Genomic DNA, 25717 nt, shown 5'->3' on the forward strand with positions numbered 1-25717 from the left:
GGGTTTAGAATGACAAGTTCAAGCCACCAGTGATTGTACCAAAAAATGGATAATCGTTTTGTGAACCGTTTCTTTGTTCTGGGTTAAAATAATTGTTAAATACGCCCAATCTTGTCAATGAATACACGTCTTGACCCGACACAAATACTCTTGCACGTGTGATACCAATTTTCTTTAATACGCTTGGTGGAACGGTGTAACCAATTTGAATATTTTTCAAACGAGCATATTGTCCATTCATAATCCATTTGTCGGAAGGTAAGTATCTAAAACCTCCTTGCAAATAGGGTCTTGGGAAAGTTGCATTTGGATTTTCGGGTGTCCAATAGTCGCGGTGTACCGCCAAAGGCTGTTTCCAAGATTGCGAAAGCGGTTCAAGTGCTTCACTGTTTGGCATAAATGAACGCTCGCCAACACCTTGAATAAAGGCGGTAAAATCAATAGATTTGTATTGGAATCCGAAATTTAGCCCAAATACATACCTTGGTTGGTCAGTTCCCAACATGACCAAATCGCCTGGGTCTTCTGGTGTGCCTTTTCCTACCGTAATTTTTCCGTCACCATTTTGGTCTACATATTTGACATCGCCTGCTCCCGTACGACTATCTTGGAAAGCATGAGTTTTTACCTCGTCGTCGGTTTGGAAATATCCTTCTGTTTTATAACCCCAAATCGTATTGAGTGGATAACCTTCTAATAATGAGACCGTTCCAGCACCCAAAACTCTACGACCTGCGTAACTCATGAGTTTGTTTTGGTTGTCCGAAAGGTTAAATCCAACGTTGTAGTTAAAATGTTCTCCGATTTTATCTCTAAATTTCACCTCAAGTTCCCAACCCCATGACTTCAATTCACCGTTGTTGATTTTAGGTGTTCCTACGCCAAACGTACTTGGTAACTGCAATGGAGTCAGCATATTACGATTATATTTTACGTAATAATCACCGCTGATTTGAAGTTTGTTTTTCAATAAACCAATATCCAAACCTCCGTTGCTTGTTTCGATGGTCTCCCATGATAGATCCGAAGAAGGTACTACGCTTTGATAGAAATACGAAGTACGGGATTCTGGACTACCCATAACTAAACTCGAACCTCTAGTCAGCAAATTGAGATAGTCGTAAAAGCCTATGCCCAAGGCATTTCCTAATTGTCCCCACGAGCCTCTAACTTTGAATTCAGAGAATAGACCGATGTTATTGCTAAACCATTTTTCATGGTGTAGATTCCATCCGACAGAGGTTGAAGGGAAAAACTTAATGCGTTTATCTGGTGCTAATCTTGAACTTTCGTCGGCACGAAATGTTGCTTCAAACAAAAATCTATCATCATAATTATAATTCAAGCGACCAAAATAAGATTGAAAAGCATAGGTGTTGATGGTTTCGCTGTTGCTCTTGGTTTTGTCATCGCCAAGGTTGAGTGTAGGTTGGTCATTACTTACTAGGCTCAATGAGGTTGTACTGGTAGAGGTAAAACGGCTGTCTTCCCATTGGTATCCGCCCATTACATGTATTTTGTTTTTCTTGATACTAAAGTCATAATCTGCCAATAATTGAATGTTGGTATTATTGGTAAATTCGTTGGTTACGGCATACGAGTTAGGATTATTTAGGTAAAAAACGGGAACAAATCTTCCCCAAAGTTCTACCTGACGGGCAAATCTTCTTCTTTCTCCAAAGCGATATTGCTGTCCTAATACTGCACGTAATTGTAATCCTTTTAGTACATCTTTTGCGGCTAAAGTAAATACTCCATCGAAGAAATTTCTATCCATATTGTTGTATCCACCTTCTTTTAGCAAGGCATAGGCATTGTTAGCCGACGAACCTGCACCACCGTTGAGTCTTCCTTCTGGTGTAAAAATAGGGAAACGTGTACGCAAACGATATACCTGATATACCAATCCCTCGCCGTCGGTACTTGCCGATGAGGCTTGTTGGTCTTGCTTGGTATAGGCAATACGTGAATCCAAAGAAATATGCTTGGTCAGTTGTGAGCCTAAATTGAAACGAACGTTGTAACGATCAAGACGGTCGGGGCCTACTCTGAACAAACCTTGTTTGCCGTAATAGCCTAATGATACCAAGTAATTGGTTTTTTCATTTCCGCCTCTTGCAGAGAAGTTATGCGTTTGCATAGGCGTATATTTTCTAACCACTTGACCAATTTGATCTTCTTGATTATAGAAAATATATCTTGTTGTGTCAGAAGGGTTTACAACATAAGGAACACCATCTCTGATACGTTGCAAATCATCGTCGGTATATTCAGGACCTGTTTTAGCATTTTTGCGTGCTAAGTTGGCATAAAGTGCTTCTTCCAAAAGCGGTAACCTTTCAGGAACATTGAGTGCCCAGTCTACCCCGATTTGATTGGAATAATCAAAAACAGTTTTACCCGATTTACCTTTTTTAGTAGTAATCAAAATTACGCCGCCTGCTGCTTGAGCACCATAAATGGCTGCGGCGGCTGCATCTTTTAGTACACTGATATTCTCTATATCGTTGGGATTGAGGGTTTGTAAAGTAAAACTAGAAACCGTCACCCCGTCGACTAGTACCAATGGATCTACGTTGCCATTGGCAGAAGTAGCTCCACGAATCTGAATTCCAATACCTTCGTTGCCTGGTTGCCCAGTACCACGAGTGATAATCAAGCCAGAAGTGACACCTTGCAAGGCATTAGCTACGTTTGACACAGGACGGTTTTCGATAACTTTTGAATCAATCGTTGAAACAGCTCCCGTCAAATTCGCCTTCTTTTGAGTACCATAACCTACCACAACCACTTCATCAAGTGATTTATTGTCCGATTCGAGTATTACGTTGATGATACTTTGAGAACCTACCGCTACTTCTTTACTCACAAATCCTACAAAAGAGAAGACCAATACCGCACCACTATTGGGAACATTGATTTTGAAACGACCAGCCCCATCAGAATTTACACCTCGTGTAGTACCTTTTAGAGCGATATTTACCCCAGCTAGTGGTTCGCCTTTTTCGTCGGTTACCTTTCCCGATACGCTTTGTTCCATCACCACTTGCAATTGCGCTGGTGAAAGCATCGGAGCATTGGTATTGAGTACAACGGGATGTTCTGAGGAAATAATTTTAGGTAAAAAATCTTCTTTTGTTGAACTGTTCTTGGTGTCTGATGATGGTGAAGGAAATTTTTCAACAATCAAATAGGCACCTGATTTTGACTTTTTGTACTTTAATTTTGTGGATTCTAAGAGTCTTTCGAGATTGTTTTCGATTTTTTGATTCCAGTCTACTACTTGTTGATTGACGGTTACTTTTTCGATTGTCCCTCCTTCAAACAAAATGTCGACACGATAGTGATTTTTTAATTGTCCGAGCACCTCTCTGAGTTTTTGGGTGTTGCTTGTCAAATGTTGCTCAGTTTTAGTTCTGCTCAAGATATTTTTTTGTGCCATAGCAAATACTTGAGCATTACACGGCTGTCCACCCAAAGCCATTGTGCTGAGTAACACGCTGGCTTTGAGTATTGCTGGTAAAGCTAGATTCATAGAAAATTTATTTAGAAGGTAATGGAATATTTTACTTCTCAGAAAGCACGAAAGTATTTCCTGTTTTGGATAATTTGAGGTCTAATAATTCTACAATGGTATTTAGCAATTCTTCTGCATTTTGGGCTTTATAGGAACCTACAAGGGTTTTTTTAGCCAAGGAATCACTTTGTAATTTTACTTTTACGCCATAATTTTCTTCCATAATTTGAGTAAACTCAAACAGGTTGGTATCTTCAAAAATCAATCTGTTTTGTTGCCATGCAATAATAGGGTCAAAGGTCTTGGCGGTATCTTTTTGTACATGATTTCGAATATCAAGCTTGACCAACTCGCCAGGACGCATGGTGATTTCTTTTTTGACTTTGTTTTCTTGATATTCTAATCTTACTTTTCCTTTATTGAGCATTACTTTTGCGCCTCTTTCTCGACTAAAGACACTAAATTCTGTACCTAATACCACCACTTCAAAATTACGTTGCGTTTTTACGATAAACTTCTGATTGTCAGGTGTATGGGTAACCGAAAATACAGCTTCGCCGATTAGCTCCACTTCTCTGTTTTTAGTGCCAAATCCAAATCTTGGGACTTTCAGGGTTGAATTGGCATTGAGTGTTACCATGGTGCCATCGACCAATTGAATTTTATCCACTTGACCAAAGTTCGTCTCATAAATTTGATATTGAAAATGGTCTCTAAAATACCAAGAACCTAAACCAATCATCAAACATGCTGCTGCTATTTGGCTGATTTTGAACCATATATTGCTTTTGTCCTCTGTTTCATTATCTATAGCAGTAATGACATCATGGTCGGTTTGTTCCATGATTTGTTTAAAATCTTGGAGGCGTTTTTCTACAGATGGATTGTATTGAGGATGTTGTGTTTCCCATTCTAACAACCATAAATAAAACAATTCTTGGTTTTGCGTTTTTTTGAGCCATTCTTCTATATGTTGCTTTTGCAGAGGCGAACTTTTCCCTGCAAAATGCTCAAAAAGTATATGTCTATTCACTACAGATTCCATAATTTTTCAACGTGTTTGTTTATCAGGTTTTTAAAATAAAAAGTATAGACTAATCCATAAAAATAGGTCTTTGAGGCCAAACTTCAGGGCTTGTATTGCTTTGTGAATATGTGTTTCGACGGTGCGATGTGAAATATCAAGCTCGTCGGCAATTTCTTTAGCCTTTTTACCTTCAAAGCGATTCATCAAAAAAACTTTTTGACACTGCTTAGGTAATGTATTGATTATCAGTTCAATTTTCTGGTGTAGCTCTTCATATTGCATAATTTGCTCTGGAAGTTCGGCACCTTCGATATGGTAGACTTTCTCAAGCGAATCACTTTGCTTGAACTCATTAGCTAGATAATTCAGGGCTCTGTTGCGAACTGCTCTAAACAAATAGGCACGATAAGATGTTGTGACCGATTGGTAAGCCTGAGTTTTCCAAAAATTACAAAAGACATCACTGACAATATCCTCGGCTACCTCTTTGATATATACGTACCTGATGGCGTGTGAGCAAAGCGCTCGATAATACATCCCAAAAAGTATTTCACAACCTTTTTGTGGATGCGTCTGAAAAGCAAGCTTTGCCGCCAGTTCAGCTCCATCAATAATTCTCCCCTCTGTTTCTGGTTGTGGCTCTACAAATTCCAAAGCTGGATTATCATTTTCAGTAGTTATAGATTTAGGTTCTTGACGAATCATAGTATAGTCTTTCACACATTTTGATGCTATTATACTGTAAAGACAAAAATGGTGTAAAAACTACGTAGTGAAAAATGAGATTTTTTTAAAAATTTTAAGAAAAAGTATTTTATATCTAATTTTTTAGGATTGATATTGGAAATTGTACCATAAAAAAGGTGCTGAATAAGTATCCAGCACCTGTGTAAAAAGCATCAATTTGGGATGTTGTATTTTTGATTGCGGAAGTATAGCTATCCAAAATCCCGAAATCAACAATCCCAAATCAGAACTTTACGAAGGAATTCTAACTATTGCGGATTTGGGATTTCTGATTTCGGAAATAAAGTAAAATACCTTTATTTTTTACAAAATATAGAAGTTTACACTTCCGAAATCCAACATCCGATATCCGAAATAAATGGTTTTTATAATCCTTCGTACAGTCCTGATCCCAAATCCGTTATCGGAAGATTTTTCCACTCTTTTCTAGTTCTTTGTATTTGGCAATATACATTTTGTCTAGCTCTTCTGAGTCTTTGTATTTGATACGTAATTGGGCTAGTTTTTTATGTAAATCTGCTTTGATTTTGGCATAGGCAGGGTCATTATAGACGTTTTTGAGCTCGTTTTTATCTTTTCTTCTATCATATAATTCCCATTCATCTACATCATAATAGAAGTGGATAAGCTTAAATTGTTCCGTTACAATACCATAATGGCGTTTTACCATGTGTACACTTGGGTATTCGTAATAGTGATAATAAGCGGCATCTCTAAAGTTTTTGCCTTGCCCTTTAAAGATAGGAATCAGACTTTCGCCTTGCATATCTGAAGGAGGTTTGATACCCGCTGCTTCAAGGAAAGTCTGCGCAAAATCCAGATTCTGAACCATCTGAGAGTTTTTAGAGCCTGCTTTGATAATCCCTGGCCATTTTACGATTAAAGGAGTTTTGAAAGATTCATCAAAAATAAATCGTTTGTCAAACCAGCCGTGCTCGCCTAAGTAAAACCCTTGGTCAGAAGTATAAACGACAATTGTATTTTCATCCAAACCGTTTTCCTTCAAGAAATCTAAAACTTTTCCAACGCCCTCATCCACCGAAGCAATACAACCTAGATAGTCTTGCATATAACGCTGGTAACGCCACTGCATTTTTTCTTTTTCGGTCATGCTTGGGTATTTCTTCATAAATTCTTCATTCATAGGTCGGTAAGTGTCGTCCCAAACCTTTCTTTGTTCAGGATTCATGCGACCAACGGTTGCATTGTACAAAGCAATATCATAAGAATGAGATTCTTTGATACCCAATTTTTTCATATTTTCTGGGAAAACCTTGGAGTCTCCAGCCCAGTTCATGTGCTTAAGAAGATTCATTTCAGCTTCCTTGGCAGCACTTCCACGACCTTCGTAATTATCGAAAAGGGTACTTGGTTCTGGGAAAGTTTTATGAATAAATTCTTTATAATGACGTTCGGCAGGAATCCATTCGCGGTGTGGAGCTTTGTGCAAATATGCCAAAAAGAAAGGTTTATCTGGATCTCTTTCATTTTTGAGCCAGTTGAGCGTAATATCTGTGATAAGGTCAGTTACATAACCCATAAGTTTTTTAGGACCTTCTTTTTTGGTAATGATGTCAGGATTATAGTAATTACCTTGGTCTGGTAAAATCTGGAACTCATCAAAGCCTTTTGGATTATTACCAAAATGTAATTTTCCAAACATAGCTGTCTGATAACCATTGGCTTGTAATAGCTGAGGGAATGTAATATTAGTAGTGTCAAATGGAAAATAGTTGTCAACCTTTCCGTTGATATGACTATGTTTTCCTGTTAAAATTACTGCTCGTGAAGGCGCACAAATCGAGTTAGTTACGCAAGCATTGGTAAAAAGCATACCATCTTTGGCGATTCTGTCGATGTTGGGTGTGCTTGTGAGACGTTTATCATAAGCTGAAATCGCCTGATAAGCATGGTCGTCAGACATGATAAAAACAATATTCGGACGTTTGGGCTTATGCGGTTTTAGTGCCATAAATACACTAACTGTACCTACTAGTAGTAGTAGGATAACGGAAATTTTTTTCATAGATAGATAGTTAAAAGGTTGAAATTGGGTCTAAAAATAGAAAATCGCTTTAATGTTTCAAAGTGATACAATTAAATTTGCCCATATATTTTAAGCGAAAATGCCAAAATATGCTGCTGATTTTCACGACTCAAATGTAATACCGAATTAAACAAAAAGAGTCTTGATTTCTCAAAACTCTTTTGGGGCTTAAATAGAAATATAAACTTCTCCTTTACTTATCAATCTTGCTGTTCGAATAACGCCTGAGGATTTAATGTCAACTTCTTGATTTTCAGTTAAGTATTCTAAATTTACAGTAAATTCACCTGAAGGGTGCTCGACTGAAAAGAACGAGCTATTTTCGGCGTAATGAGCAGTGTGTTGGGTAATACTCTTTGGTAAAATACAAGCTGTCGCCACCGAGACGGCTGCCAAAACGCCAATAGCTTCATGCACCACATGAGGAATAAACATTCGGGTATGTAATACTCCTCCTTGAATTGGTGGAGCAATCAGACACATTTTAGGAATGGTCTGCTGGCTTACATCACCGAGCTGCATCTTTTCACCAGCAACGAGTCGAATAGCTTCAATCGTTTGTTTTAACGGCTCATTCGCTTCAAGTTCTGATATACTTTCGTAACCGCTCAACCCAAAGTCCGATGCTCGCATGATTACCACAGGCATTCCATTGTCTATACAAGTTGCCTCTATACCATGGATTATATCGATATTATTACCCGTTGGCAAAAGTGCACCACAGGTAGCGCCAACGGTTTCTAAATAATTACAAATAATTGGCGCTGAAGTTCCAACCACACCATCAATTTTGGTATTTCCATTATATTGTACTTGATAATCAGGTGTTTGAACTATCACTTCACAAATTCCACCTGTATTTACCATATTTATTTTGGCGCTTGTGGTTGGAGAATTAGCTTTGAAAATTCCGCTCTCAATCGCAAAAGGCAGAACGCCCGCTAACATATTTCCACAAGTTTGGAGCGTCGAAACCTTACCTTTACCTATCTGAACTTGTACAAAAAAGTAGTCTAAATCTGCCTCAGGAATTGACGAGGGACTCACAATGGCAATTTTACTACTCAATGACGAACCACCTCCCAAACCATCTATTTGTCGACCATCTCCTTGCGTTGTTCCTTCAATGGCTGCAATAAGATACTGATTTCGAAGGTTTTCATCTTCAGGTAAATCTTTTTTCAAGAAAAAAAGCCCTTTTGAACTTCCCCCTCGAAAGTGCATATATGGAATGGCTAATTGCATGATTTTAAGAGCTTTTCAAGGTTGTTTCTTGTGCCACGAGTAACAATTGGTTCCACTCCTTTGTCTTCCAACATTTCGATGACGGCTTCCATTTCGTGCATTCTACGCAAAGCGTGTGTACGACTTCCTTCCACAAATCGGTTGATAAGTTCGTCATTGCCACCAACCAGCGAACTAATTTGTCCTCTGATGTAGGCTTCCATCCCGAAGGCTTCACCAGCTTCCATGGCTTCGCAGATAACTGCCGCTATGCCTTTGTAAACAATAGAGCGTAAAAGTTTTCGAGTTGCCGCATCTCCAATGACACTATTTTCGACTGAAGAAATATTGAGGTTCAAGGGTTTTACAAAATCTAAAAAATCTGAAGTATATTCTCCTGCCGCTAAAATAGGCGTTAAAATGCCTTTGGGAGGAACAGGCGCCATAATCGCCAAATCGATAACTTTGATTTGAGTCGGTGCTAGAATTTTGGCAATAGCGATTTTCTTTTGTGGTCCTGAGGTATTCATTTCACAAAAAAACTGATGTGGTTTTGCAACCGTCGCTATTTCTTGAGCAATTTCGATAGAGGCAGAAGACAAGTTAACACTCAATATCAAGTCCGCATAGCTTGCGGCCTCTGCGTTACCTTCAACTAACTGAATATCAGGATGTAATTTGTATCTAGGCTCAGGGTCGTAACCCCAGATTTGATGTCCTTTTTCTACTAAATCATTGGCAAAGCGAGCTCCAGCCTCGCCTAAACCTAATATGGCTATTTTCATAAAATTCTTAATTTAAAACTTCAAAATATGCCTTTGTTAAAGTTATGCCTTTGTTGGAGTTATCTCCAACAAACTTGCGTCAGCAACAAATCAACTATCTTGTATTCATCTAGTTTGACTAGTTGCTGACGCCTATATCGTTAGAGACAACTTTATGCTTTTGTTGGAATTATTTCCAACAAACTTGCGTAAGCAACAAACTAACTATCTTGTATTCTCTTAGCTTGGCTAGTTGCTGACGCCTATCTCGTTGGAGACAACTCCAACGATGGCGAAATCTCCAACAAACTTACGTCAGCAACAAATCAACTATCTTGTATTCTCTTAGCTTGGCTTGTTTCTGACGCCTATCTCGTTGGAGAAAACTCCAACGATGGCACCTAATATCCAAACTTCTCATCCCAACCATAAATCTGTAACGACGTCTTTCCTTGTCTAAGTTGTTCACGAACCTTTTCTTCTTTGACCTCTCGTGCAATGGCTCTCTCGATGGTTTCTTCGATTTTTTCTTGAGGAATAATCACAACGCCATCTCTATCTCCAACAACAATATCACTGGGATTGATAAGAATATTACCTATCATAATGGGTTCGTTGAGCGTACCATCACCATAATTGGAAGTGCCATGAATACACAGTCCCCGACTAAACACTGGAAAACCCATCGCTTCAATATCGTCGGCATCACGTACACAAGCGTCGATTACTAAACCATTGATTCCTTTGGTTTTAGCTCCTAAACTCATGAGATCACCCCAATATCCTGCCTCATAAAACCCTGAACAATTGACAATTAACACATCTCCAGCATTTGCATAAGCATAGGCACGATGCAAGAGCATATTGTCGCGAGGCATAGTCTGAACAGTGTACGCAGGTCCGCAGACTTTCATATTTTTCGCAATCGGCTTGATAGCTGAGGGTAAATTCCCTTTTTTACCCATGGCTTCATGCAATGTGGCAGCCGAAAATTTGGCAAGTTCTTGTATTAAATCCATAACTTAAAAAATGGTATTAGTGACTCTTGGTACTTGACTTTGATGCGCTTCGGCAAACTGAACATTTTTTTGTCCAGAAATTCTTCTTGCATGATTCCCACGACGTGAGGCTAACTCGGCATAATAATCTCTGAGATACTTTTGAGCACCCATACAATCCATCGCTGCCATTTTTTTGTCCATTACCGAAGTAATATCTATATAGGTATCTGGTAAAAAGCCGCAAAGTTCTGGTTGGTGAGGCTCAAATGAATACCAAGCTGGCGGGTCGATATTCTTAAATGCACTCGGAACACCTGCTCCGCAAGACAACAATCTTGCACGCTGTGTGGCCTGAAATGCTAAGGGATGATCTGGATTAAAAGGGTCTTTTTCTGAGTGGGTTAGGATAACAGTCGGCTCAAAATCGCCGATAATATGGGTTAATTGGGTAATTCTTTCGTCTGAAATCAACATAGGATAATCGCCCCAGTCTAGAAATTGAATAGGAGTTTCTAAAATATCGGCTGCTTTTTGCGCCTGCTCGTGACGGATTTCCTTTACATTATCGACACTTCTTTGCGGATTTTCTTTCCATAATTCCCCCGATTCGCCTCTTTCGCCGTAGGACATACAAATAACAAGGGTTTCGGCTCCTTCTTCAATGGCTTTGGCGATAGTTCCTGCTGAGCGCCAAACGAAATCTGCCGAATGAGCGCCTATGACTAATAATTTCTTTTTCATGATAATAATTGGTGGTTTTAAGAGACCTTATTTTCAAAAAATTCAACACTCAATATTCAACGCTCAAAACTCGTAGAGGTCTTCAGGCATGGGTGTTCCTCTTGTATGAAAGCTATCAACGGTTTTGAGCCCCCAAGCTTGTCCTTTCGAGCGTTCTTCTCGATTCCAGACAACTGTCTCATAATCAGGGTCTAAAATGAGTCTTGCTGTAGGATTAGCTATTTCGATTCTATTTCCTCCAGGCTCATACACATACAAGAAAAACGTTTGCTGAATGGCGTGTTTATGTGGACCTGTTTCGATAAAAATACCATTTTCTAAAGCTATATCTGCTGCCAAAAGAACTTCTTCACGACTGTTTACGGCGTAAGTCAAATGATGAAAACGCCCCGATAAACCCGAATGATCTTCGGTAATGGCAAGGTCATAAGATTTGGAATTTACCGAAACCCAAACACCTTTAGGCTGTTCATCAAATACAATAGTCTCGGTCATTCGCCCACCTAATACCTTGAACTGGAAGTCACTAAAAGCGCGAATGTCTTTGGCTAGTAGATTGAGATGATCTATGCGCCTTACATTCATACCTCTGCCTGGAAATTTACTAGCGGTATTCTTAAGGGCAGATTTGTGTTGCTCGTCAGGTTGATATTTACGGGTATCAAAATAGATTTCAGCCAAATGACCATCAGGATAGCGAAACATAAAAGTATCACCATAGCCACATTCACCCTCGTGCCAACGAATGCCCAGATTAGCTTGCTGTATTGCTTTTACTCGTCTTTCTAGTGCAGATTTACTTCGGGCACGCCATGCAAAATGCCCAATTCCTGCATGGCGATGCGCTCGAAGCTTAAGCGTATAATGCTCATAATCGTCATAAGCACGCAAATAGGCACAATCTTCATGGGTTTCGACAAGCATCATTCCGAGAATCTCCGTGAAAAAACGGATACTCTCATCGAGCTTTGGTGTGAGTAATTCTACATGAGCTAAGTGTGCCAATTCCCAAGTAATATCTTCCATAACGAGTGGTTTTGTGTTGTTTAAAACGTATTACAAAATTAGTTGTACGAGAAGGTTTTATTAGGAGACTTTTTGTACTTTTAAGGATAAAATTCGAACATAAGTCAATGGATTCACTCAAGAAAATTACCAATTTTGATGGGCTTTATGGGGATGAAAATGGCAAATATTCGTCTGAATATTTGTTTTTAGAACCCATTTCTACAAGAAGTAAGGAATTTGATTGGCAAATCAAACCGCACATACATTTAAAACTTTTTCAAGTATTTATAGTAAAAAAAGGAACTCTTCGCTTTACAGATGCCATTTCTGAGTACGAATTAAACGCACCTTGTTTGATGGTAATTCCTGCTATGGCCTTACATGGACTGGTGTATCATCCAGATATTGAAGGAAGTATTTTAACCTTATCAGAAAATATGATAGAAGATATTTTTGAAACATCTCACCCTATTTGGCAGACATTTGAAAAAGTGAGAGTTATTCAATCATTTGATGAAAATGGTACTTTCGAAAAAATGCTCTATCAGTTACAATTGGCAGAATACGAATTGTTCAGCGAAAATTCGGATAGGATGATGATGATTAAAGCTTGTTTGACCCAGTTTTTTCTCCATATTCATCGATTGGCTACACAGGATGCCAACCTTTCTGGAGATTCCTTACAAATGGCATATTTTAGAAAGTTTTTACAAAACATCAAAAAATCCTCTCATCAAAAAAGTATTCCTGATTTTGCGGAAGAGTTGAGCATTTCTGCTGTTCACTTAAATAGAATTTGTAAAGCTATTGCTGGAAAATCAGCTATAGAGTTGGTACACCAACATTTGATTCAGGAAGCCCAAAAGTATCTGTTACATACGTCCTATTCTATTTCTGAAATTGCCTATTTGCTTGATTTTGAGTATCCTAATTATTTTGCCAAGCTCTTCAAAAAACATATTGGCTTATCACCCGCCGAATATCGACAAGTGGATAGGAGATAGGGGATTTAATGAATATTGTGTATTTTAGATATAGCAACTTCCTAGTATTCTATGTTTTACCAAGTATTTTCTCCCCAACCAGCTCTGCGAGAATTTGTGAATAATATCATGATTTTTCGACTTGATATGCCTGCGATAGGTAAAAATCCTACGGTGGTACTGCCTCCATTGGGGGAGCAATGCCTATATTTTTATCCGCTAGAATCCCCGATGAGTGAGTATTTGGACAAGGAGAAAATTGTAAAACTGTCACCAAGTATCTTAGTTGGTCCACAGGTAAATCGAGTTAAGTTAACGATGCCTTTTCATAGTTATACCGTTAAAGTTGGATTTCAACCTGGGGGATTGTTCCGAATTTTAGGAATTCCGATGAATGAAATGGTGATGGACGAATCGCTGGATAGTGTTTATTTTCTGGATAAAGAAATCCAGTTTATCAATGAACAACTTTGTGAATTGTCTGATGCAAAAGCTATTATCCAACTTGTTGAGAGGTTTTTATTGAAAAAAGCCCAACAACTCCGACCGTCTCTGCCTGTAGATAAGGTTCTTTCGCTAGTGCATCAAAAAGGAGGTTTGATGACAGTGGAAGATATAGCCGAAAATGCCTGTGTTAGCACTCGACAGTTAGAGCGGTTATTTCAGCAAAGAATTGGTTTACAACCTCGTTTTTTTACTCGAATTACTCGTTTTGCAAAAGCTTGGCGCTTGAAGGAAAATAATCCTCAAATCAAGTGGACTTCTATTGCTTACGATTGTGGTTATTATGACCAAATGCACTTAATTCGGGATTTTAAGGCATTTTGTGGTAGTTCTCCTTCGGTGATGGAAGATGAAATCAAAGCGTCTTCCTTTACCTTGGGAGGTCAATTATAAAAGTAAACATGTCGCATTGGTACTATTTTAACCTATTGCCAAGAGATAATTTTGTCACTATAAAACTTAAACATTATAGTTATGAAATATCTACTTTTAATCATGGCAACATGGGGATTTTCGACGTTTACTGGTCTGGCACAGAATCAAGAACAGGACAAAATAGTTATTGAAGGACAGATAGATTTATTTTTTAAAGATTGGGAAAATCACAACTTCGATAATATGGTCAATTATGCGACCGAAGATTCGGATTGGGTCAATGTGGTAGGCATGTGGTGGAAAAATCGAAAAGAGGTGATTTACGCGCATAATGTCTTTCACAAGGTTATGTTCAAAAATACCAAACTCACCAAAACTTCTGTTCATACTAGATTCATTACCAATGATGTAGCGGTAGTTCGCTTGTACTGGCACATGGGAGAATATACTACGCCAAATGGAAATCATCACAATGAAGCAGAAAATATTGCGATGATGGTATTTGTAAAAAAAGCAGAAAAATGGCTTTTGACGGCTACTGAAAATTTGGTTATTGAAGAAGCTGCTCAAAAAAGTAATCCCGTAAACCGAATGCCTAAAGAGTAAATGATTGATAGAAATCTCCTAGCTAGCAAGTCAATTTGCTAGCTAGAAGAAAACTAAAAACTTGAATTATTGTATGAAATGAGCAGCCATTTCATGCGCAAAGCCAATAGAATTTTGTGGAGAAAATAGCTCCTGAATATGTGATTCTGAAAGAAACGACCTGATTTTAGTATTTTCTAAAACTAATGCTTTCAGGTGTTTTCCTTTAGCTGTCGCTTCCTGACAGAGTTCTTCTACCATTTCATGAGCTTCACTTTTACCTAGGGTTTCTGCCAAAGCAAAAGATAGATTTTCGGCATAAATCAATCCTTGTGTTATTTCTAAATTTGCTAACATTTTGTCAGGATTGACCTCTAATCCATTGGTCAAAATGCTCATTTGTCGCACACTTCCAGCGGTTAATTGAACCACCTGTGCAAGCGTTTCCCATTCGGCATGCCATGTGCCAGTCGCTCGCTCGTGGTCTTGTATTTGAGCACTCAACAGTGTCGCAATCAAATTAGGAACACGTTGTGCATTGGCTAAAATAGCAATAGAAGATACAGGATTTCGCTTATGTGGCATGGTCGACGAGCCACCTTTGCCTTTGCCTGCTGGCTCAAATACCTCAGCGATTTCAGTTTGCATCAACAGACTAATATCTTTGGCTATTTTTCCTAAGCTCCCCGAAAGAATCCCTAATGCAGAAGCAATTTCTATGACAAAATCTCGCTGAGTATGCCATGAAATCGGATGGTATTCGAGTCCCATATTAGCCGCCATACGCTGTGCAATGGCTATTCCTTTTTGTGGCATACTAGCCAAAGTTCCGACGGCACCACCCAGTTGTAGATAGTATTTTAAAGACGCTAATCGTTGTTTTGCTCTTTGAAGGCTATCTATCCAAATGGCTACTTTGTAATCAAAACTGATTGGGCGAGCTTGTTGCATAAAAGAACGACCTATCAAAAAAGTGCCTTGATGCGCTAATGCTAAAACTTTTAATTGCTCAATACTTTGGGTCAATAAAGGAAGCATCAAATGAATAGCCTCTTTGCTCTGCAACATCATGGCTGTATCAATCACATCTTGACTGGTAGCTCCAAAATGAACAAATTTTGATGCATCAGCATTTTCCGCCTTTACAATGGCCGTTAGCTGCTTTACCAAAGGAATAGCAATATTTCCTCCCAAACCTACCTGTATAGCTATTTGAGAAATATCTATTTTTTCAACCTTACAACAATGTGCTATGATTTCTGAAAATTGACTAGGAATAAACTGGCATTCTGCCTGAGCTTTTGCTAAATGAGCTTCAAAATCAAGAAGATACTGAATACTTTTTTCAGAAGTATATAGTTCACTAATCCGATTGTCGTAAAATAAGGTTTGAAATAAATCATTCATGAGCGATTGATTTTAGCTAAAATTATACCTTCTCAATAATTACAGCATATCCTTGACCAACACCCACGCACATCGTACAAAGGGCGTAGCGTTTGTTTTGCTTATGTAATTCAAGGCTAGCCGTTTGAATTAATCGAGTACCTGACATACCAAGTGGGTGACCCAAAGCAATAGCGCCACCGTTTGGATTGACTCTAGGGTCGTCGTCGGCTAAACCTAAGGCTCTTGTACAAGCCAAAGATTGAGCAGCGAATGCTTCGTTAAGCTCAATAATATCGATTTGGTCAAGGGTCAAACCTGCTTTTTCTAAGGCTTTTTGAGTTGCTGGAACTGGACCAATACCCATAATTCTAGGCTCAACGCCAACGACTGCCGAAGATACAACTTTTGCCAAAGGTTTTAAACCATATTTTACAACAGCTTCTTCAGAGGCTAAATACATAGCGGCTGCGCCATCATTCAAGCCAGAAGCATTACCAGCAGTGACACTACCACCTTCCTTTTTAAAGGCTGGTCGCAATTGTGCTAGTTTTTCCAAGGAGGTTTGAGGTTTTATAAACTCATCTTTCTCAAACTGAACAATTTCCCCCTTTTTGGGACTAATACTTACAGCAATAATCTCTTCTGCTAATCGCCCATTTGATTGCGCTTGCGAGGCTTTTTGTTGCGAGCGAAAAGCAAATAAATCTTGGTCTTCACGGCTTATACCATATAGCTCAACCAGATTTTCGGCGGTAACACCCATGGCATCAGTGCCATACATTTTGTGCATCAGTGGATTGACAAAACGCCAACCAAAGCTCGAATCAAACATTTGGGCGTCATTTCCAAAAGGTTTTGATGTTTTTGAAATAACCCAAGGTCCACGAGTCATGTGTTCCATACCTCCTGCAATCATAATATCGGCATCACCTGTTTGAATCGCACGACTGGCATTTATCACCGCAGACATCCCCGAAGCACAAAGTCTATTGACTGTTTCGCCAGCAATAGTATAAGGTAATCCCGCCAGAAGTAATGCCATACGAGCGACATTACGGTTGTCTTCTCCCGCTTGGTTGTGACAACCCAAAATCACATCGCCAATGGTTTCGACAGGGATTTGTGGATTGCGAGCTACTAATTCTTTAATGGCTAGCGCCGCTAAGTCGTCGGCACGAACACTTGATAGACTTCCGCCGAAACTTCCGATAGGCGTACGGATGGCGTCGATGATATAGGCTGTTTTCATGAGAGTTTTTCGATAAATTGTGCAGCAGTTTTAGCTCTTACTTCTTCAATGGTCACATTAGGCATAAGCTCAATAAGCGTAAGTTTTCCTTCTGGATAAGCAAAAACCGCTAAATCGGTAATAACCAAATCGACCACTCCTTCGGCTGTAAGTGGAAGGGTACAAGTAGGGACTACTTTTGAGGTTCCATCGGGGTCGGCATGAGTGAGCGTGACAATCAATTTTTTGGCACCAGAAGCCAAATCCATCGCACCTCCAACGCCCAAAAGAGGCTTACCAGGCACTGCCCAGTTGGCTAAATTGCCTTTTTCATCTACTTCCAACCCTCCCATAATAGCCACATCTACGTGTCCACCACGAATCATCGCAAAGGAATCTGCACTATCAAAATAGCTACTTCCTTTGAGTGCCGTAACAGGAATTTTTCCAGCGTTGACAGGGTAATCCATTGCACCACCTCCATCTTCAGGGGCTGGACCGACGCCTAGCATGCCATTTTCGGTATGAAGAATAATACCATCTTCAGGTTTGATTAAATCTGCAACAAGGGTCGGAATTCCAATACCGAGGTTGACCACATCGCCATTTTTCAGTTCTGCAAAAGCTCGTTTGGCCATTTGCATACGTGATTCGCTCACTTTCTTGCCTCTATTAACAGAGGCCGATGAACCTAAATCTTCTAATGAAACCTTGGCTTCGACCAAATAATCAACAAAACACCCTGGTGTATGTATAAAATTAGGGTCAATTTCACCAACAGGAACGATTTCTTCTACTTCGGCAATCACCAAATCTGCTGCTGTTGCCATCGCACGATTAAAGTTTTGCTCCGTCATTCTGTAAGTCAAATTCCCCGCAGTATCGGCTTTCCATGCTCTGATAAAAGCTACATTTCCACGAATTCCTTCGATAAAAACTTGTTCTTGACCATTAATAATCTTGGTATCTCTTCCTTTTGCAATCAATGTCCCTGCCGAAGTTGGGGTATAAAAACCGCCTATTCCAGCACCACCAGCACGAATGGCTTCAGCTAAAGTGCCTTGTGGCAGAAGTTCATATTCTACCTGACCAGATTGTGCGGCTTTTACTGCGTCGGGGTTACTGGTAAAAAATGAACCAATCATTTTGCTGATTTGTCCATTTAGTAACAATTTACCCCCTCCAAGCTTAGGTTCGCCTACATTATTGCCAATAAAAGTGAGATTTTTAGTTTGAGTTTTAGCGAGTGCATGAAGCAAATGAACAGGATTGCCTGTCATACCAAAGCCCCCACCCAACAAGACATCGCCATCTTTGACCAATGCTGCTGCTGCTTCTACCGTAATTTGTGGTACTTGTTTCATGATTTTTAAGTGATTTAGAAAGTAATCATGAAGTATTTCGACTTGAAAGTAAGCCTATATGTCAAAAGCTTTATCTGTTTGGGTCGATTTACAACAAATATTTACTTCATGATGCTTTTTTATACGTCAAAAAATACCGTCTCTTGTTCGCCTTGCATAACGATATCCCATTGATACACAATACCTTCTGGGGTTTCTTGTCGTTGAGCAATGAGTGTGTTTTTTCTTTCTTCAGGAACAGTATTTAAAATAATATCCTTTTGATTTTCAGTTGTTTCGTCTGAAAAATAAAGCCTTGTATAAGCATGCGTCAACAGACCTCGCATAAAAACCACTACCGTAATATGAGGTGCTTGTCCGTCAACCGATGCGGGTTTGATAGTCTGAAAAATAAATTGTGCTTCTGGATCAGTGCCTGTCCCAAATCGCCCGAAACCCTTAAAGTCCGAATCTGTAGGGTTATATTGCCCTTTGGCATCTGCCTGCCAAATCTCAATCATCGCATCGGGGATTGCGTTTCCTTGTCCGTCAAGCACACGCCCTTTGATAGTAATAGGTTCGCCTTGCGTACTCGACGTGCGCAAATTGCCCGAAGCAATACTGGTATGGTTATATAAATATTGTTGCGGACTGAGCCCATACGCAAAATATGGACCTACCGTCTGTGATGGAGTCTGTGTCATTGATTTTCGAATGGAGTAGCGTTATGTCCTCTTAATACGATGTCAAAATTATATCCCAAGGCAAAATCTGGTTGGGTAAGAGATAAGTCAAATTGTGATACCAAAAGGTGTCTAGCCTTTTCGGGAACTCCCTGATAAATAGGGTCATATTGCAATAGCGGGTCGCCAGGGAAATACATTTGAGTGACCAGACGATTCGTAATATTTGAGCCAAACAAAGAGAAATGAATATGATTAGGGCGCCACGCATTTGGGTGATTCCCCCAAGGATATGCCCCAGGTTTGATGGTCATAAAAGTATAACGACCATTTTCATCGGTAACACAGCGTCCGCCTCCAAAAAAATTGGGATCGAGAGGAGCATTGTGTTGGTCAACTTTATGAATATATCGACCAGCGGCGTTGGCTTGCCAAATTTCAACCAAAGTGTTTTTGATAGGTCTCCCATCAATATCTAATATTCTTCCAGATACGACAATACGTTCGCCGAGAGGCTCACCGTTTCGAATACCGTTTTTGGTAAGGTCATTATCAAATTGTCCAACACTATCTTGTCCATAAACAGGCCCTGTCGACTCCGAAAGCGTATGTTTCATCGGAATCAGAGGCTTTGAAGGTGCTCTAAAAACGGTTGATTTATAGTCGGGATATAAATAGGGAGGATGTACTTCCCAATCTCTTTGATTATGATTCATGTGTTAAATGATTAAAGGTTTTGACTAAAATCCTTTTTTCTCTAGTTCTTGATAAACTTTCTTGGCTATTTTGTAAGCACTATTTGAGCAAGGAACACCTGCGTAAATTCCCAAATGCAGCAATACTTCCTTTACATCTGACACACTTGCTCCTGTATTCTGAGTAGCTCTGATGTGCATGGCCAATTCTTCTTCGTGCCCCAAGGAGGCTAAGATGGCAATCGTAATCAAACTTCGCTCTCGTTTGCTGAGTTCGGGTCTTGACCAAACCAATCCCCAAGCACTTTGGGTTATATATGACTGAAAATCAGTATCAAAACCACTTTTATTAGCTTCTGCTTTGTCCACATGAGCATTACCCAAAACTGCACGACGGGTTTTCATCCCAAGCTCATAAAGGGATTCGGTACTAGGCGCAAAAGCAAAAGTGTAAATGAGTGACAGCAACTTTTCGGGAGCATCTACACAAGGGATATGTCCTGACCCCTCTATTTCTTCTAGCGAAGCGTGAGGCATTAATGCCACTAACGATTTTACTAATTCAGGAGTAGTAGAAAGGTCTTCTGTTCCAACAACACATAAGGTTTCCGCTTGGATTTTTTGAACATTTTCGGTCAAATCAGCATCACGAATCGCTTCACAACAATGAATGTAGCCTTTTGGACAACATCTTTCTAGCATCGTTCGATACCCAATAAGCTCAGATACTTGCGTATTTCGAAAACTTTCTGGAAACCATTTTTCCATTACTGCATCCGAAATACCTGCCAAACCAACGGTATTGACCTGTTCTATTCGCTGATTCCAGCTTGTGGAAGTGCCTATTTTATGAGCTGTATCACAAAGAATCAACTTTTGCACTCGTTCAGGATGACGTTCTGCAAAAAGCATTGCTACTCGACCGCCCACCGACAAGCCAACTGGAATACATTGTTGAATTTCTAAGGTATCTAGCAAGCCTACTAAATCTTCATAGTAGCTTTGCATACCATGAGTAATAGCTGCCGTTTGAGATAGTCCATGCCCACGTTTGTCATAACACAATACATTGGCGACATCGACCAATCCTTCGACCACCTTATCCCAGATTCGAAAGTCTGTTCCAAGAGAGTTGATAAAAACAAAAGTGGTTTCTTTCTGATGGTTGATCCATTTGTAATGGATATTGAGACCATTGATATTGAGGAAATTAGCCATTAGAATAGGGAGAGTTAATTCAAATTTCTTTCAGACCTACATAGTTTTCAGCAATGGTAGTTGCTTGTGCTTTAGAAAGGCTGATATAATCAAATTTTGATTTTTGGAGTAAATTTTCAAACGAACCATGAGCCGCTTGCTTATGAAATAGGTACGTCATAAAGTTGGAGAAATCTTGCGCACGCCAAATTCTTCTCAGGCAGTCCTGCGAATAGCTTTGAAGAAGACTATCATCTTGATTATCATACCAATTGGTCAAAGCAGAGGCGAGAAAACGAATATCTGCTACTGCCAAATTCAACCCTTTTCCACCTGTTGGTGGTACGATATGAGCGGCATCACCCGCCAAAAACAAACGTCCATACTGCATATTGTCAATCATAAAACTTCGCATGGGTGTAATACTTTTCTCGAAAATAGGACCACTTTGTAAGCTCCAACCTTCAGTTCCTAAGCGAATTGATAGTTCTTCCCAAATTTTTTCATCAGGCCAATTATCGACGGTATCATCATTTTCAACCTGAATGTACAAACGACTAACTGTCTCAGAACGAAGACTATGCAAGGCAAATCCTCTCTCATGATAGGCATAAATGAGTTCGTCAGACGAAGGAGCAACATTGGCTAAAATCCCTAGCCAACTAAAGGGATATTCGATTCTAAATTCGTTGTAAGTCTCTTTGGGCAAATGCTGACGACCAATACCATGATAGCCATCACAACCTGCTACAAAGTCGCAGGTCAATTCATGTTCTTCGCCGTTATGTTGGTAAAAAATACTTGGGTTTTCGGTTTCGATACCTTCGATATGCTTGGCATGAGCCTCAAAAACAATTTCAATTCCTCTATCTAAATTGGCTTGAATCAAATCTTTGACTACCTCTTGCTGCCCATAAATCGTGATGCATCTTCCTCCTGTTAATTCTTTAAAAGGTACACGATGACGGACTCCGTTAAAGCTCAAATAAACCCCATGATGCTCAAGTCCCTCTTTATCAAGGCGTTCTGATGCACCTAATTCACGAATTAAATCAACAGTGTTTTGCTCCAACAAGCCTGCTCGAACACGAGATTCCACATATTGGCGACTGCGGTTTTCAAGAATGATACAATCGATTCCTTTTCTTTGAAGTAATAAGGCAAGCGTAAGTCCAGCAGGGCCTGCACCAATGATACCGACTTTGGTTGAGTGCTTCATCGTGAGTTTATGATAGATTTTTCGTTAAATATGAATCAAATACTGGCCAGAATTTCGTTGATGAAGCAAAGATAGAGGAGACTTAGAGGTTTATTTTTGGACGAAATGCGGTATTATTTGGACAAAATAAACATTGGTATTACCTTGTGAACTAAAAATATAAATAATTTACCTTGAAAAGGTTATATCTCTAAGAATGACTAAAGCACTTGTTGAATGAAAAATAGAATTATCAATTATTCGGGGCTTTATGGCGATGCGCAACGACGTTGGTTACCTGACTTTGTGCATTGTGAACCTTTGGAGGCTCGCAGTCAATTACATAACTGGCAAATAGAATCTCATATCCATACCGATTTGTGGCAAATATTCTGTCTGGAAGACGGTGAAGCTAAAATTATCAGTGCGCATCATACTTGGCAAACGCAGGGAATGACCTTGGTTATCATTCCGCCAAACACCTTGCATGGTTTCGAGTTTGTGGCTGGTTTATCGGGGATAGTGCTTACGGTATCGTCGTCCTATTGGGATAGGTTGTTGCAAACTGCACCAACGATTAGCTTGGCTTTTCAGGAAATGAGTTGTTTACTGTTAGATAAAATCCCTGATAACTTTCAGAAAATCAAAAAGTTAATTGAGAAAATTAGAGAAGAGGAAAACAGTACATATTTAGAAAAAAACTTTTCTATTCAGGCCACTTTAGGCATGATTTGTATTGAGATTTTTCGATTAGCGAGCGCTCAAAACAACCAGAAACTAGTTAGTAATCAGCGTAGTTTGTCGATTTATCGAAACTTTGTCAAAAGCATTAAAGAATCCTACAGTCCTCAAAAAAGTATTACGCAATATGCTGAAGAACAGAAAATTACGATTGTACATCTCAATCGGGTTTGTCGCAATGTAACCGACAAATCTGCTATTCAATGTGTGCATGATTTTTTTGTAGAAGAGGCTAAAAAATACCTTTTGTACACCAATTTGAGTATTGCAGAAGTGGCATATCAGGTCAATTTTGATGACCCAGCATATTTTTCAAGGCTCTTTAAAAAAGTGGTAGGACTATCTCCAAAAGACTTTAAAGAGAAAAGTAGAAATCTCTATTTTTGACTTTTATCGTAGAAAACTCCCTTGAAGGAATTAAACTATATTGATTGATTTTACCTAAAATAGTAAACCCTAAACTTGTAAAATGGCACAGAAACAGGCTATTGCTAAGATTCCAGTATTAAATCCCTCCCAATTTGATGAATATTTGTTTGGAACTTGGAAGCCTGTGGTATCCAAAGTATATGACCAATTTCATATCGAGCGAGTCGAACATTATAAGACTCACCTGCAATTGCCTTTGCAGCCACATCGTCGATTGGTATATTTTATGATTTTTTTGACAAAAGGAAAAGTGCTACGAAGTAAAGGGCTGACGCAATACGAAATAGGACCGAATACATTGTTTGCTTTACCTTCCGACCAGATAACCTCTATTGAATCTGTCAGTGAGGATGCCGAAGGGTATTATCTTCATTTTTTACCCGAAATATTTCAACAAAAAAGATTTAATCTTCCTGTTTTTAAAGAGCTTCCCTTCTTCCAACTTACGGGAAATCCTGTATTTGAATTAATTGAAAATAAGCAAGTTATTGAGCTGTTTGAGTTGATTTTACAAGAATATAAAAAGAATCAACCCGAGCGATTTGAACTTTTACCTTTGTATTTAACTACCCTTCTAACTGAATTTAAATTACAAGAAAAGAGTCAGCCAAGATCTCTTCAAAATGCTGCTACTCACCTGACTCAACGCTACAAAGATGCTTTGTCAAGTTTGATTTATGAGAAAAAATCAGTTCAGGAATTTGCCGAATATTTATCTGTATCACCCAACCATTTACACAAATCTGTTAAAATAACTACAGGAAAATCAGCACATGAATTGCTAGAGGAAATGAGAATTTTGGAAGCAAAAGTCTTACTGAGTCAAACAGATTTGAGTATTGGAGAAATTGCCTTTCGTTTGGGAAAAGTTGACCCCAGCGACTTTAGTCGTTTTTTTAAAGCAAAAACACTTTTAACTCCAAAACAATATAGAAATAATTCTAATTGATTGTTTTTGCATAATATTACCTTGAAATAGCCTATTTATTCTCTTCCAAACGCTACAATTTTGTATCACCCTTGAGTACAACACTTTAAATAATCAAACGGCGATAACGTCATTTGAAAAAATACTAAAATACCCCTTCAATCCAATTTTAATACTCATTAACTATGAAACCTCCTTTTAGAGCTGACCATGTGGGAAGTTTGCTTCGCACTGCGTCTGTAAAAACAAATCGTCATGAGTGGAAATTAGGCAATCTTCCAGCCGAAGAATTACGAGCTATTGAAGATGCTGCTATTCTGGAAACCGTCAAAAAGCTTGAATCGACAGGTATGAAGGCTATTACTGATGGTGAATTTCGCAGAGATTATTTCCATTTAGACTTTTTGAAAGAGCTTGCGGGGGTGACAGTAACAGGAGGTATGGACGCCAATCCAAACGCTAAAGTGGCTGAAGATGGCTTCAAACCTCCTGTATTGAGTGTAACAGGAAAGCTTCAGCACCAAAAAGATATTCAAGTCGCAGATTTTAATTACCTAAAATCTATCGTTACCCAAACCCCCAAAGTAAGTATTCCGTCGCCAACGATGATTCACTTTCGTGGTGGTCGCAAATCGATTGACATTCAGGCTTACCCAGATATGGATGAGTTTTTCCATGATTTGTCAAAAGCTTATAAACAAGAGATAGATCACTTATATGCTGCTGGATTACGCTATTTACAATTGGATGATACCAATTTGGCATATTTGTGCGATCCAAAAATGCGAGCTGCCGCAGCAGAAAGAGGCGAAGATCCTAACGAATTGCCACGAACGTATGCGGCACTCATCAATTCGGTAATTGACGATAGACCAAGTGATTTAACCGTTGGAATTCACCTTTGCCGTGGAAATTATAGAAGTACTTGGTTTGCTGAAGGAGGCTATGAACCTGTAGCGGAAATTTTGTTCAACGAAATCAATGTAGATGCGTATTTCTTGGAATATGATGATGAAAGAAGTGGTGATTTTGCTCCTTTGAGATTTGTCCCTAAAAACAAACATGTGGTTTTGGGAATCATTTCTTCAAAGGTTAAAGAGCTAGAAAATATTGATGATTTATGCAAACGTATTGACGAGGCGGCGCAATATATGCCACTCGAAAACCTCTGTGTGAGCCCACAATGTGGTTTTTCTTCGACACACCACGGAAATGACCTAACTCATGACGACCAATGGCGTAAGATTGAATTGGTCGTAAATACTGCCATCAAAGTTTGGGGAGAAGCCTGAAACGATTGTTGAGTAGGGATTTTTGATGGTAGAAATTTCGACAAAATTTAAAATTATTCTCTGAATAGATA

Annotated in this window: 22 protein-coding genes; 6 read left to right on the forward strand and 16 right to left on the reverse strand. The window is 39.2% G+C overall.

Features of this window, described 5'->3' with window-relative positions; all coding sequences use genetic code 11:
- Positions 1 to 4: 4 nt before the first annotated feature.
- The 9 genes from GVN22_RS15545 to GVN22_RS15585 all read right to left on the reverse strand — a co-directional run bounded on the left by GVN22_RS15545 (position 5) and on the right by GVN22_RS15585 (position 12094).
- On the reverse strand, positions 5 to 3535 hold the full coding sequence (locus tag GVN22_RS15545) for a TonB-dependent receptor (protein ID WP_205690918.1): 3531 nt from the start codon (positions 3533 to 3535) through the stop codon (positions 5 to 7).
- Positions 3536 to 3566: 31 nt separating this feature from the next.
- Positions 3567 to 4562, reverse strand: a complete 996-nt coding sequence (locus GVN22_RS15550) for a FecR family protein (protein WP_166551929.1) — start codon at positions 4560 to 4562, stop codon at positions 3567 to 3569.
- 30 nt (positions 4563 to 4592) lie between these two features.
- The gene (locus GVN22_RS15555) at positions 4593 to 5264 is read right to left on the reverse strand and encodes an RNA polymerase sigma-70 factor (protein ID WP_205690919.1); all 672 of its coding nucleotides are present in this window, start codon (positions 5262 to 5264) and stop codon (positions 4593 to 4595) included.
- A gap of 427 nt (positions 5265 to 5691) precedes the next feature.
- The gene (locus GVN22_RS15560) at positions 5692 to 7317 is read right to left on the reverse strand and encodes a sulfatase (RefSeq protein ID WP_166551930.1); all 1626 of its coding nucleotides are present in this window, start codon (positions 7315 to 7317) and stop codon (positions 5692 to 5694) included.
- A gap of 189 nt (positions 7318 to 7506) precedes the next feature.
- Positions 7507 to 8583, reverse strand: coding sequence for a 4-oxalomesaconate tautomerase (locus tag GVN22_RS15565; RefSeq protein ID WP_166551931.1), 1077 nt, complete (start codon positions 8581 to 8583; stop codon positions 7507 to 7509).
- Complete coding sequence (locus GVN22_RS15570; RefSeq protein ID WP_166551932.1) at positions 8574 to 9347, reverse strand: NAD(P)-dependent oxidoreductase; 774 nt, start codon at positions 9345 to 9347, stop codon at positions 8574 to 8576. Before GVN22_RS15570 ends, GVN22_RS15565 begins: the two co-directional genes overlap by 10 nt.
- A 380-nt stretch (positions 9348 to 9727) precedes the next feature.
- A complete protein-coding gene (locus GVN22_RS15575) occupies positions 9728 to 10345 on the reverse strand; it encodes a 4-carboxy-4-hydroxy-2-oxoadipate aldolase/oxaloacetate decarboxylase (RefSeq protein ID WP_166551933.1) in 618 nt (205 codons plus the stop codon).
- A gap of 3 nt (positions 10346 to 10348) precedes the next feature.
- The gene (locus GVN22_RS15580) at positions 10349 to 11068 is read right to left on the reverse strand and encodes a PIG-L deacetylase family protein (RefSeq protein ID WP_166551934.1); all 720 of its coding nucleotides are present in this window, start codon (positions 11066 to 11068) and stop codon (positions 10349 to 10351) included.
- 63 nt (positions 11069 to 11131) lie between these two features.
- Complete coding sequence (locus GVN22_RS15585) at positions 11132 to 12094, reverse strand: VOC family protein (RefSeq protein ID WP_166551935.1); 963 nt, start codon at positions 12092 to 12094, stop codon at positions 11132 to 11134.
- Positions 12095 to 12201: 107 nt separating this feature from the next.
- Here GVN22_RS15585 and GVN22_RS15590 point away from each other — a divergent pair, with 107 nt between their 5' ends.
- The 3 genes from GVN22_RS15590 to GVN22_RS15600 all read left to right on the forward strand — a co-directional run bounded on the left by GVN22_RS15590 (position 12202) and on the right by GVN22_RS15600 (position 14544).
- On the forward strand, positions 12202 to 13080 hold the full coding sequence (locus GVN22_RS15590; RefSeq protein WP_166551936.1) for a helix-turn-helix domain-containing protein: 879 nt from the start codon (positions 12202 to 12204) through the stop codon (positions 13078 to 13080).
- Between the two features lie 51 nt (positions 13081 to 13131).
- A complete protein-coding gene (locus GVN22_RS15595) occupies positions 13132 to 13956 on the forward strand; it encodes an AraC family transcriptional regulator (protein ID WP_166551937.1) in 825 nt (274 codons plus the stop codon).
- A gap of 81 nt (positions 13957 to 14037) precedes the next feature.
- Entirely contained in the window at positions 14038 to 14544 is a 507-nt protein-coding gene (locus GVN22_RS15600) for an SgcJ/EcaC family oxidoreductase (protein WP_205690920.1), read from the forward strand.
- Positions 14545 to 14610: 66 nt separating this feature from the next.
- Here GVN22_RS15600 and pcaB read toward each other — a convergent pair whose 3' ends face one another.
- From pcaB to GVN22_RS15635, 7 genes are all read right to left on the reverse strand, one after another.
- Complete coding sequence (gene pcaB, locus GVN22_RS15605; RefSeq protein WP_166551938.1) at positions 14611 to 15930, reverse strand: 3-carboxy-cis,cis-muconate cycloisomerase; 1320 nt, start codon at positions 15928 to 15930, stop codon at positions 14611 to 14613.
- Between the two features lie 22 nt (positions 15931 to 15952).
- Positions 15953 to 17161, reverse strand: a complete 1209-nt coding sequence (pcaF, locus tag GVN22_RS15610) for a 3-oxoadipyl-CoA thiolase (protein ID WP_166551939.1) — start codon at positions 17159 to 17161, stop codon at positions 15953 to 15955.
- Positions 17158 to 18504, reverse strand: coding sequence for a 3-oxoacid CoA-transferase (locus tag GVN22_RS15615; protein ID WP_166551940.1), 1347 nt, complete (start codon positions 18502 to 18504; stop codon positions 17158 to 17160). The genes pcaF and GVN22_RS15615 overlap by 4 nt, the downstream gene beginning before the upstream one ends.
- A gap of 119 nt (positions 18505 to 18623) precedes the next feature.
- Positions 18624 to 19187: a protocatechuate 3,4-dioxygenase subunit alpha gene (pcaG, locus tag GVN22_RS15620; protein WP_166551941.1), complete on the reverse strand. Its 564-nt coding sequence runs from the start codon at positions 19185 to 19187 to the stop codon at positions 18624 to 18626.
- Positions 19184 to 19882, reverse strand: coding sequence for a protocatechuate 3,4-dioxygenase subunit beta (pcaH, locus tag GVN22_RS15625; RefSeq protein WP_166551942.1), 699 nt, complete (start codon positions 19880 to 19882; stop codon positions 19184 to 19186). Before pcaH ends, pcaG begins: the two co-directional genes overlap by 4 nt.
- Positions 19883 to 19906: 24 nt before the next feature.
- Entirely contained in the window at positions 19907 to 21079 is a 1173-nt protein-coding gene (gene pcaD, locus GVN22_RS15630; protein ID WP_166551943.1) for a 3-oxoadipate enol-lactonase, read from the reverse strand.
- Positions 21080 to 21098: 19 nt separating this feature from the next.
- Positions 21099 to 22277 (reverse strand): 4-hydroxybenzoate 3-monooxygenase, encoded by a 1179-nt coding sequence (locus GVN22_RS15635; RefSeq protein ID WP_166551944.1) that lies wholly within the window; start codon positions 22275 to 22277, stop codon positions 21099 to 21101.
- Positions 22278 to 22493: 216 nt separating this feature from the next.
- Between GVN22_RS15635 and GVN22_RS15640 the strand changes: the two genes are divergently transcribed.
- From GVN22_RS15640 to GVN22_RS15650, 3 genes are all read left to right on the forward strand, one after another.
- Positions 22494 to 23384: a helix-turn-helix domain-containing protein gene (locus GVN22_RS15640; RefSeq protein ID WP_166551945.1), complete on the forward strand. Its 891-nt coding sequence runs from the start codon at positions 22494 to 22496 to the stop codon at positions 23382 to 23384.
- 82 nt (positions 23385 to 23466) lie between these two features.
- Entirely contained in the window at positions 23467 to 24375 is a 909-nt protein-coding gene (locus GVN22_RS15645; RefSeq protein ID WP_166551946.1) for an AraC family transcriptional regulator, read from the forward strand.
- A 164-nt stretch (positions 24376 to 24539) separates the two neighbouring features.
- Positions 24540 to 25646: a 5-methyltetrahydropteroyltriglutamate--homocysteine S-methyltransferase gene (locus tag GVN22_RS15650; protein WP_166551947.1), complete on the forward strand. Its 1107-nt coding sequence runs from the start codon at positions 24540 to 24542 to the stop codon at positions 25644 to 25646.
- Positions 25647 to 25717 lie beyond the last annotated feature (71 nt).

It is taken from the genome of Cellulophaga sp. BC115SP (assembly GCF_009905545.1).
Classification (GTDB): domain Bacteria; phylum Bacteroidota; class Bacteroidia; order Cytophagales; family Spirosomataceae; genus Flectobacillus; species Flectobacillus rivi.

Bases quoted from the DNA above. Each gene is read 5' to 3' on its own strand.
- pcaH (WP_166551942.1), bottom strand. From the start codon at position 19,882: ATGAATCATAATCAAAGAGATTGGGAAGTACATCCTCCCTATTTATAT.
- GVN22_RS15590 (WP_166551936.1), top strand. From the start codon at position 12,202: ATGGATTCACTCAAGAAAATTACCAATTTTGATGGGCTTTATGGGGAT.
- GVN22_RS15570 (WP_166551932.1), bottom strand. From the start codon at position 9,347: ATGAAAATAGCCATATTAGGTTTAGGCGAGGCTGGAGCTCGCTTTGCC.
- GVN22_RS15580 (WP_166551934.1), bottom strand. From the start codon at position 11,068: ATGAAAAAGAAATTATTAGTCATAGGCGCTCATTCGGCAGATTTCGTT.
- GVN22_RS15565 (WP_166551931.1), bottom strand. From the start codon at position 8,583: ATGCAATTAGCCATTCCATATATGCACTTTCGAGGGGGAAGTTCAAAA.
- GVN22_RS15560 (WP_166551930.1), bottom strand. From the start codon at position 7,317: ATGAAAAAAATTTCCGTTATCCTACTACTACTAGTAGGTACAGTTAGT.
- GVN22_RS15645 (WP_166551946.1), top strand. From the start codon at position 23,467: ATGGCACAGAAACAGGCTATTGCTAAGATTCCAGTATTAAATCCCTCC.
- GVN22_RS15545 (WP_205690918.1), bottom strand. From the start codon at position 3,535: ATGAATCTAGCTTTACCAGCAATACTCAAAGCCAGCGTGTTACTCAGC.
- pcaF (WP_166551939.1), bottom strand. From the start codon at position 17,161: ATGAAAACAGCCTATATCATCGACGCCATCCGTACGCCTATCGGAAGT.
- GVN22_RS15640 (WP_166551945.1), top strand. From the start codon at position 22,494: ATGAAAAATAGAATTATCAATTATTCGGGGCTTTATGGCGATGCGCAA.
- GVN22_RS15575 (WP_166551933.1), bottom strand. From the start codon at position 10,345: ATGGATTTAATACAAGAACTTGCCAAATTTTCGGCTGCCACATTGCAT.
- GVN22_RS15650 (WP_166551947.1), top strand. From the start codon at position 24,540: ATGAAACCTCCTTTTAGAGCTGACCATGTGGGAAGTTTGCTTCGCACT.
- pcaG (WP_166551941.1), bottom strand. From the start codon at position 19,187: ATGACACAGACTCCATCACAGACGGTAGGTCCATATTTTGCGTATGGG.
- pcaB (WP_166551938.1), bottom strand. From the start codon at position 15,930: ATGAATGATTTATTTCAAACCTTATTTTACGACAATCGGATTAGTGAA.
- GVN22_RS15600 (WP_205690920.1), top strand. From the start codon at position 14,038: ATGAAATATCTACTTTTAATCATGGCAACATGGGGATTTTCGACGTTT.
- GVN22_RS15585 (WP_166551935.1), bottom strand. From the start codon at position 12,094: ATGGAAGATATTACTTGGGAATTGGCACACTTAGCTCATGTAGAATTA.
- GVN22_RS15635 (WP_166551944.1), bottom strand. From the start codon at position 22,277: ATGAAGCACTCAACCAAAGTCGGTATCATTGGTGCAGGCCCTGCTGGA.
- GVN22_RS15615 (WP_166551940.1), bottom strand. From the start codon at position 18,504: ATGAAACAAGTACCACAAATTACGGTAGAAGCAGCAGCAGCATTGGTC.
- GVN22_RS15595 (WP_166551937.1), top strand. From the start codon at position 13,132: ATGTTTTACCAAGTATTTTCTCCCCAACCAGCTCTGCGAGAATTTGTG.
- GVN22_RS15550 (WP_166551929.1), bottom strand. From the start codon at position 4,562: ATGGAATCTGTAGTGAATAGACATATACTTTTTGAGCATTTTGCAGGG.
- pcaD (WP_166551943.1), bottom strand. From the start codon at position 21,079: ATGGCTAATTTCCTCAATATCAATGGTCTCAATATCCATTACAAATGG.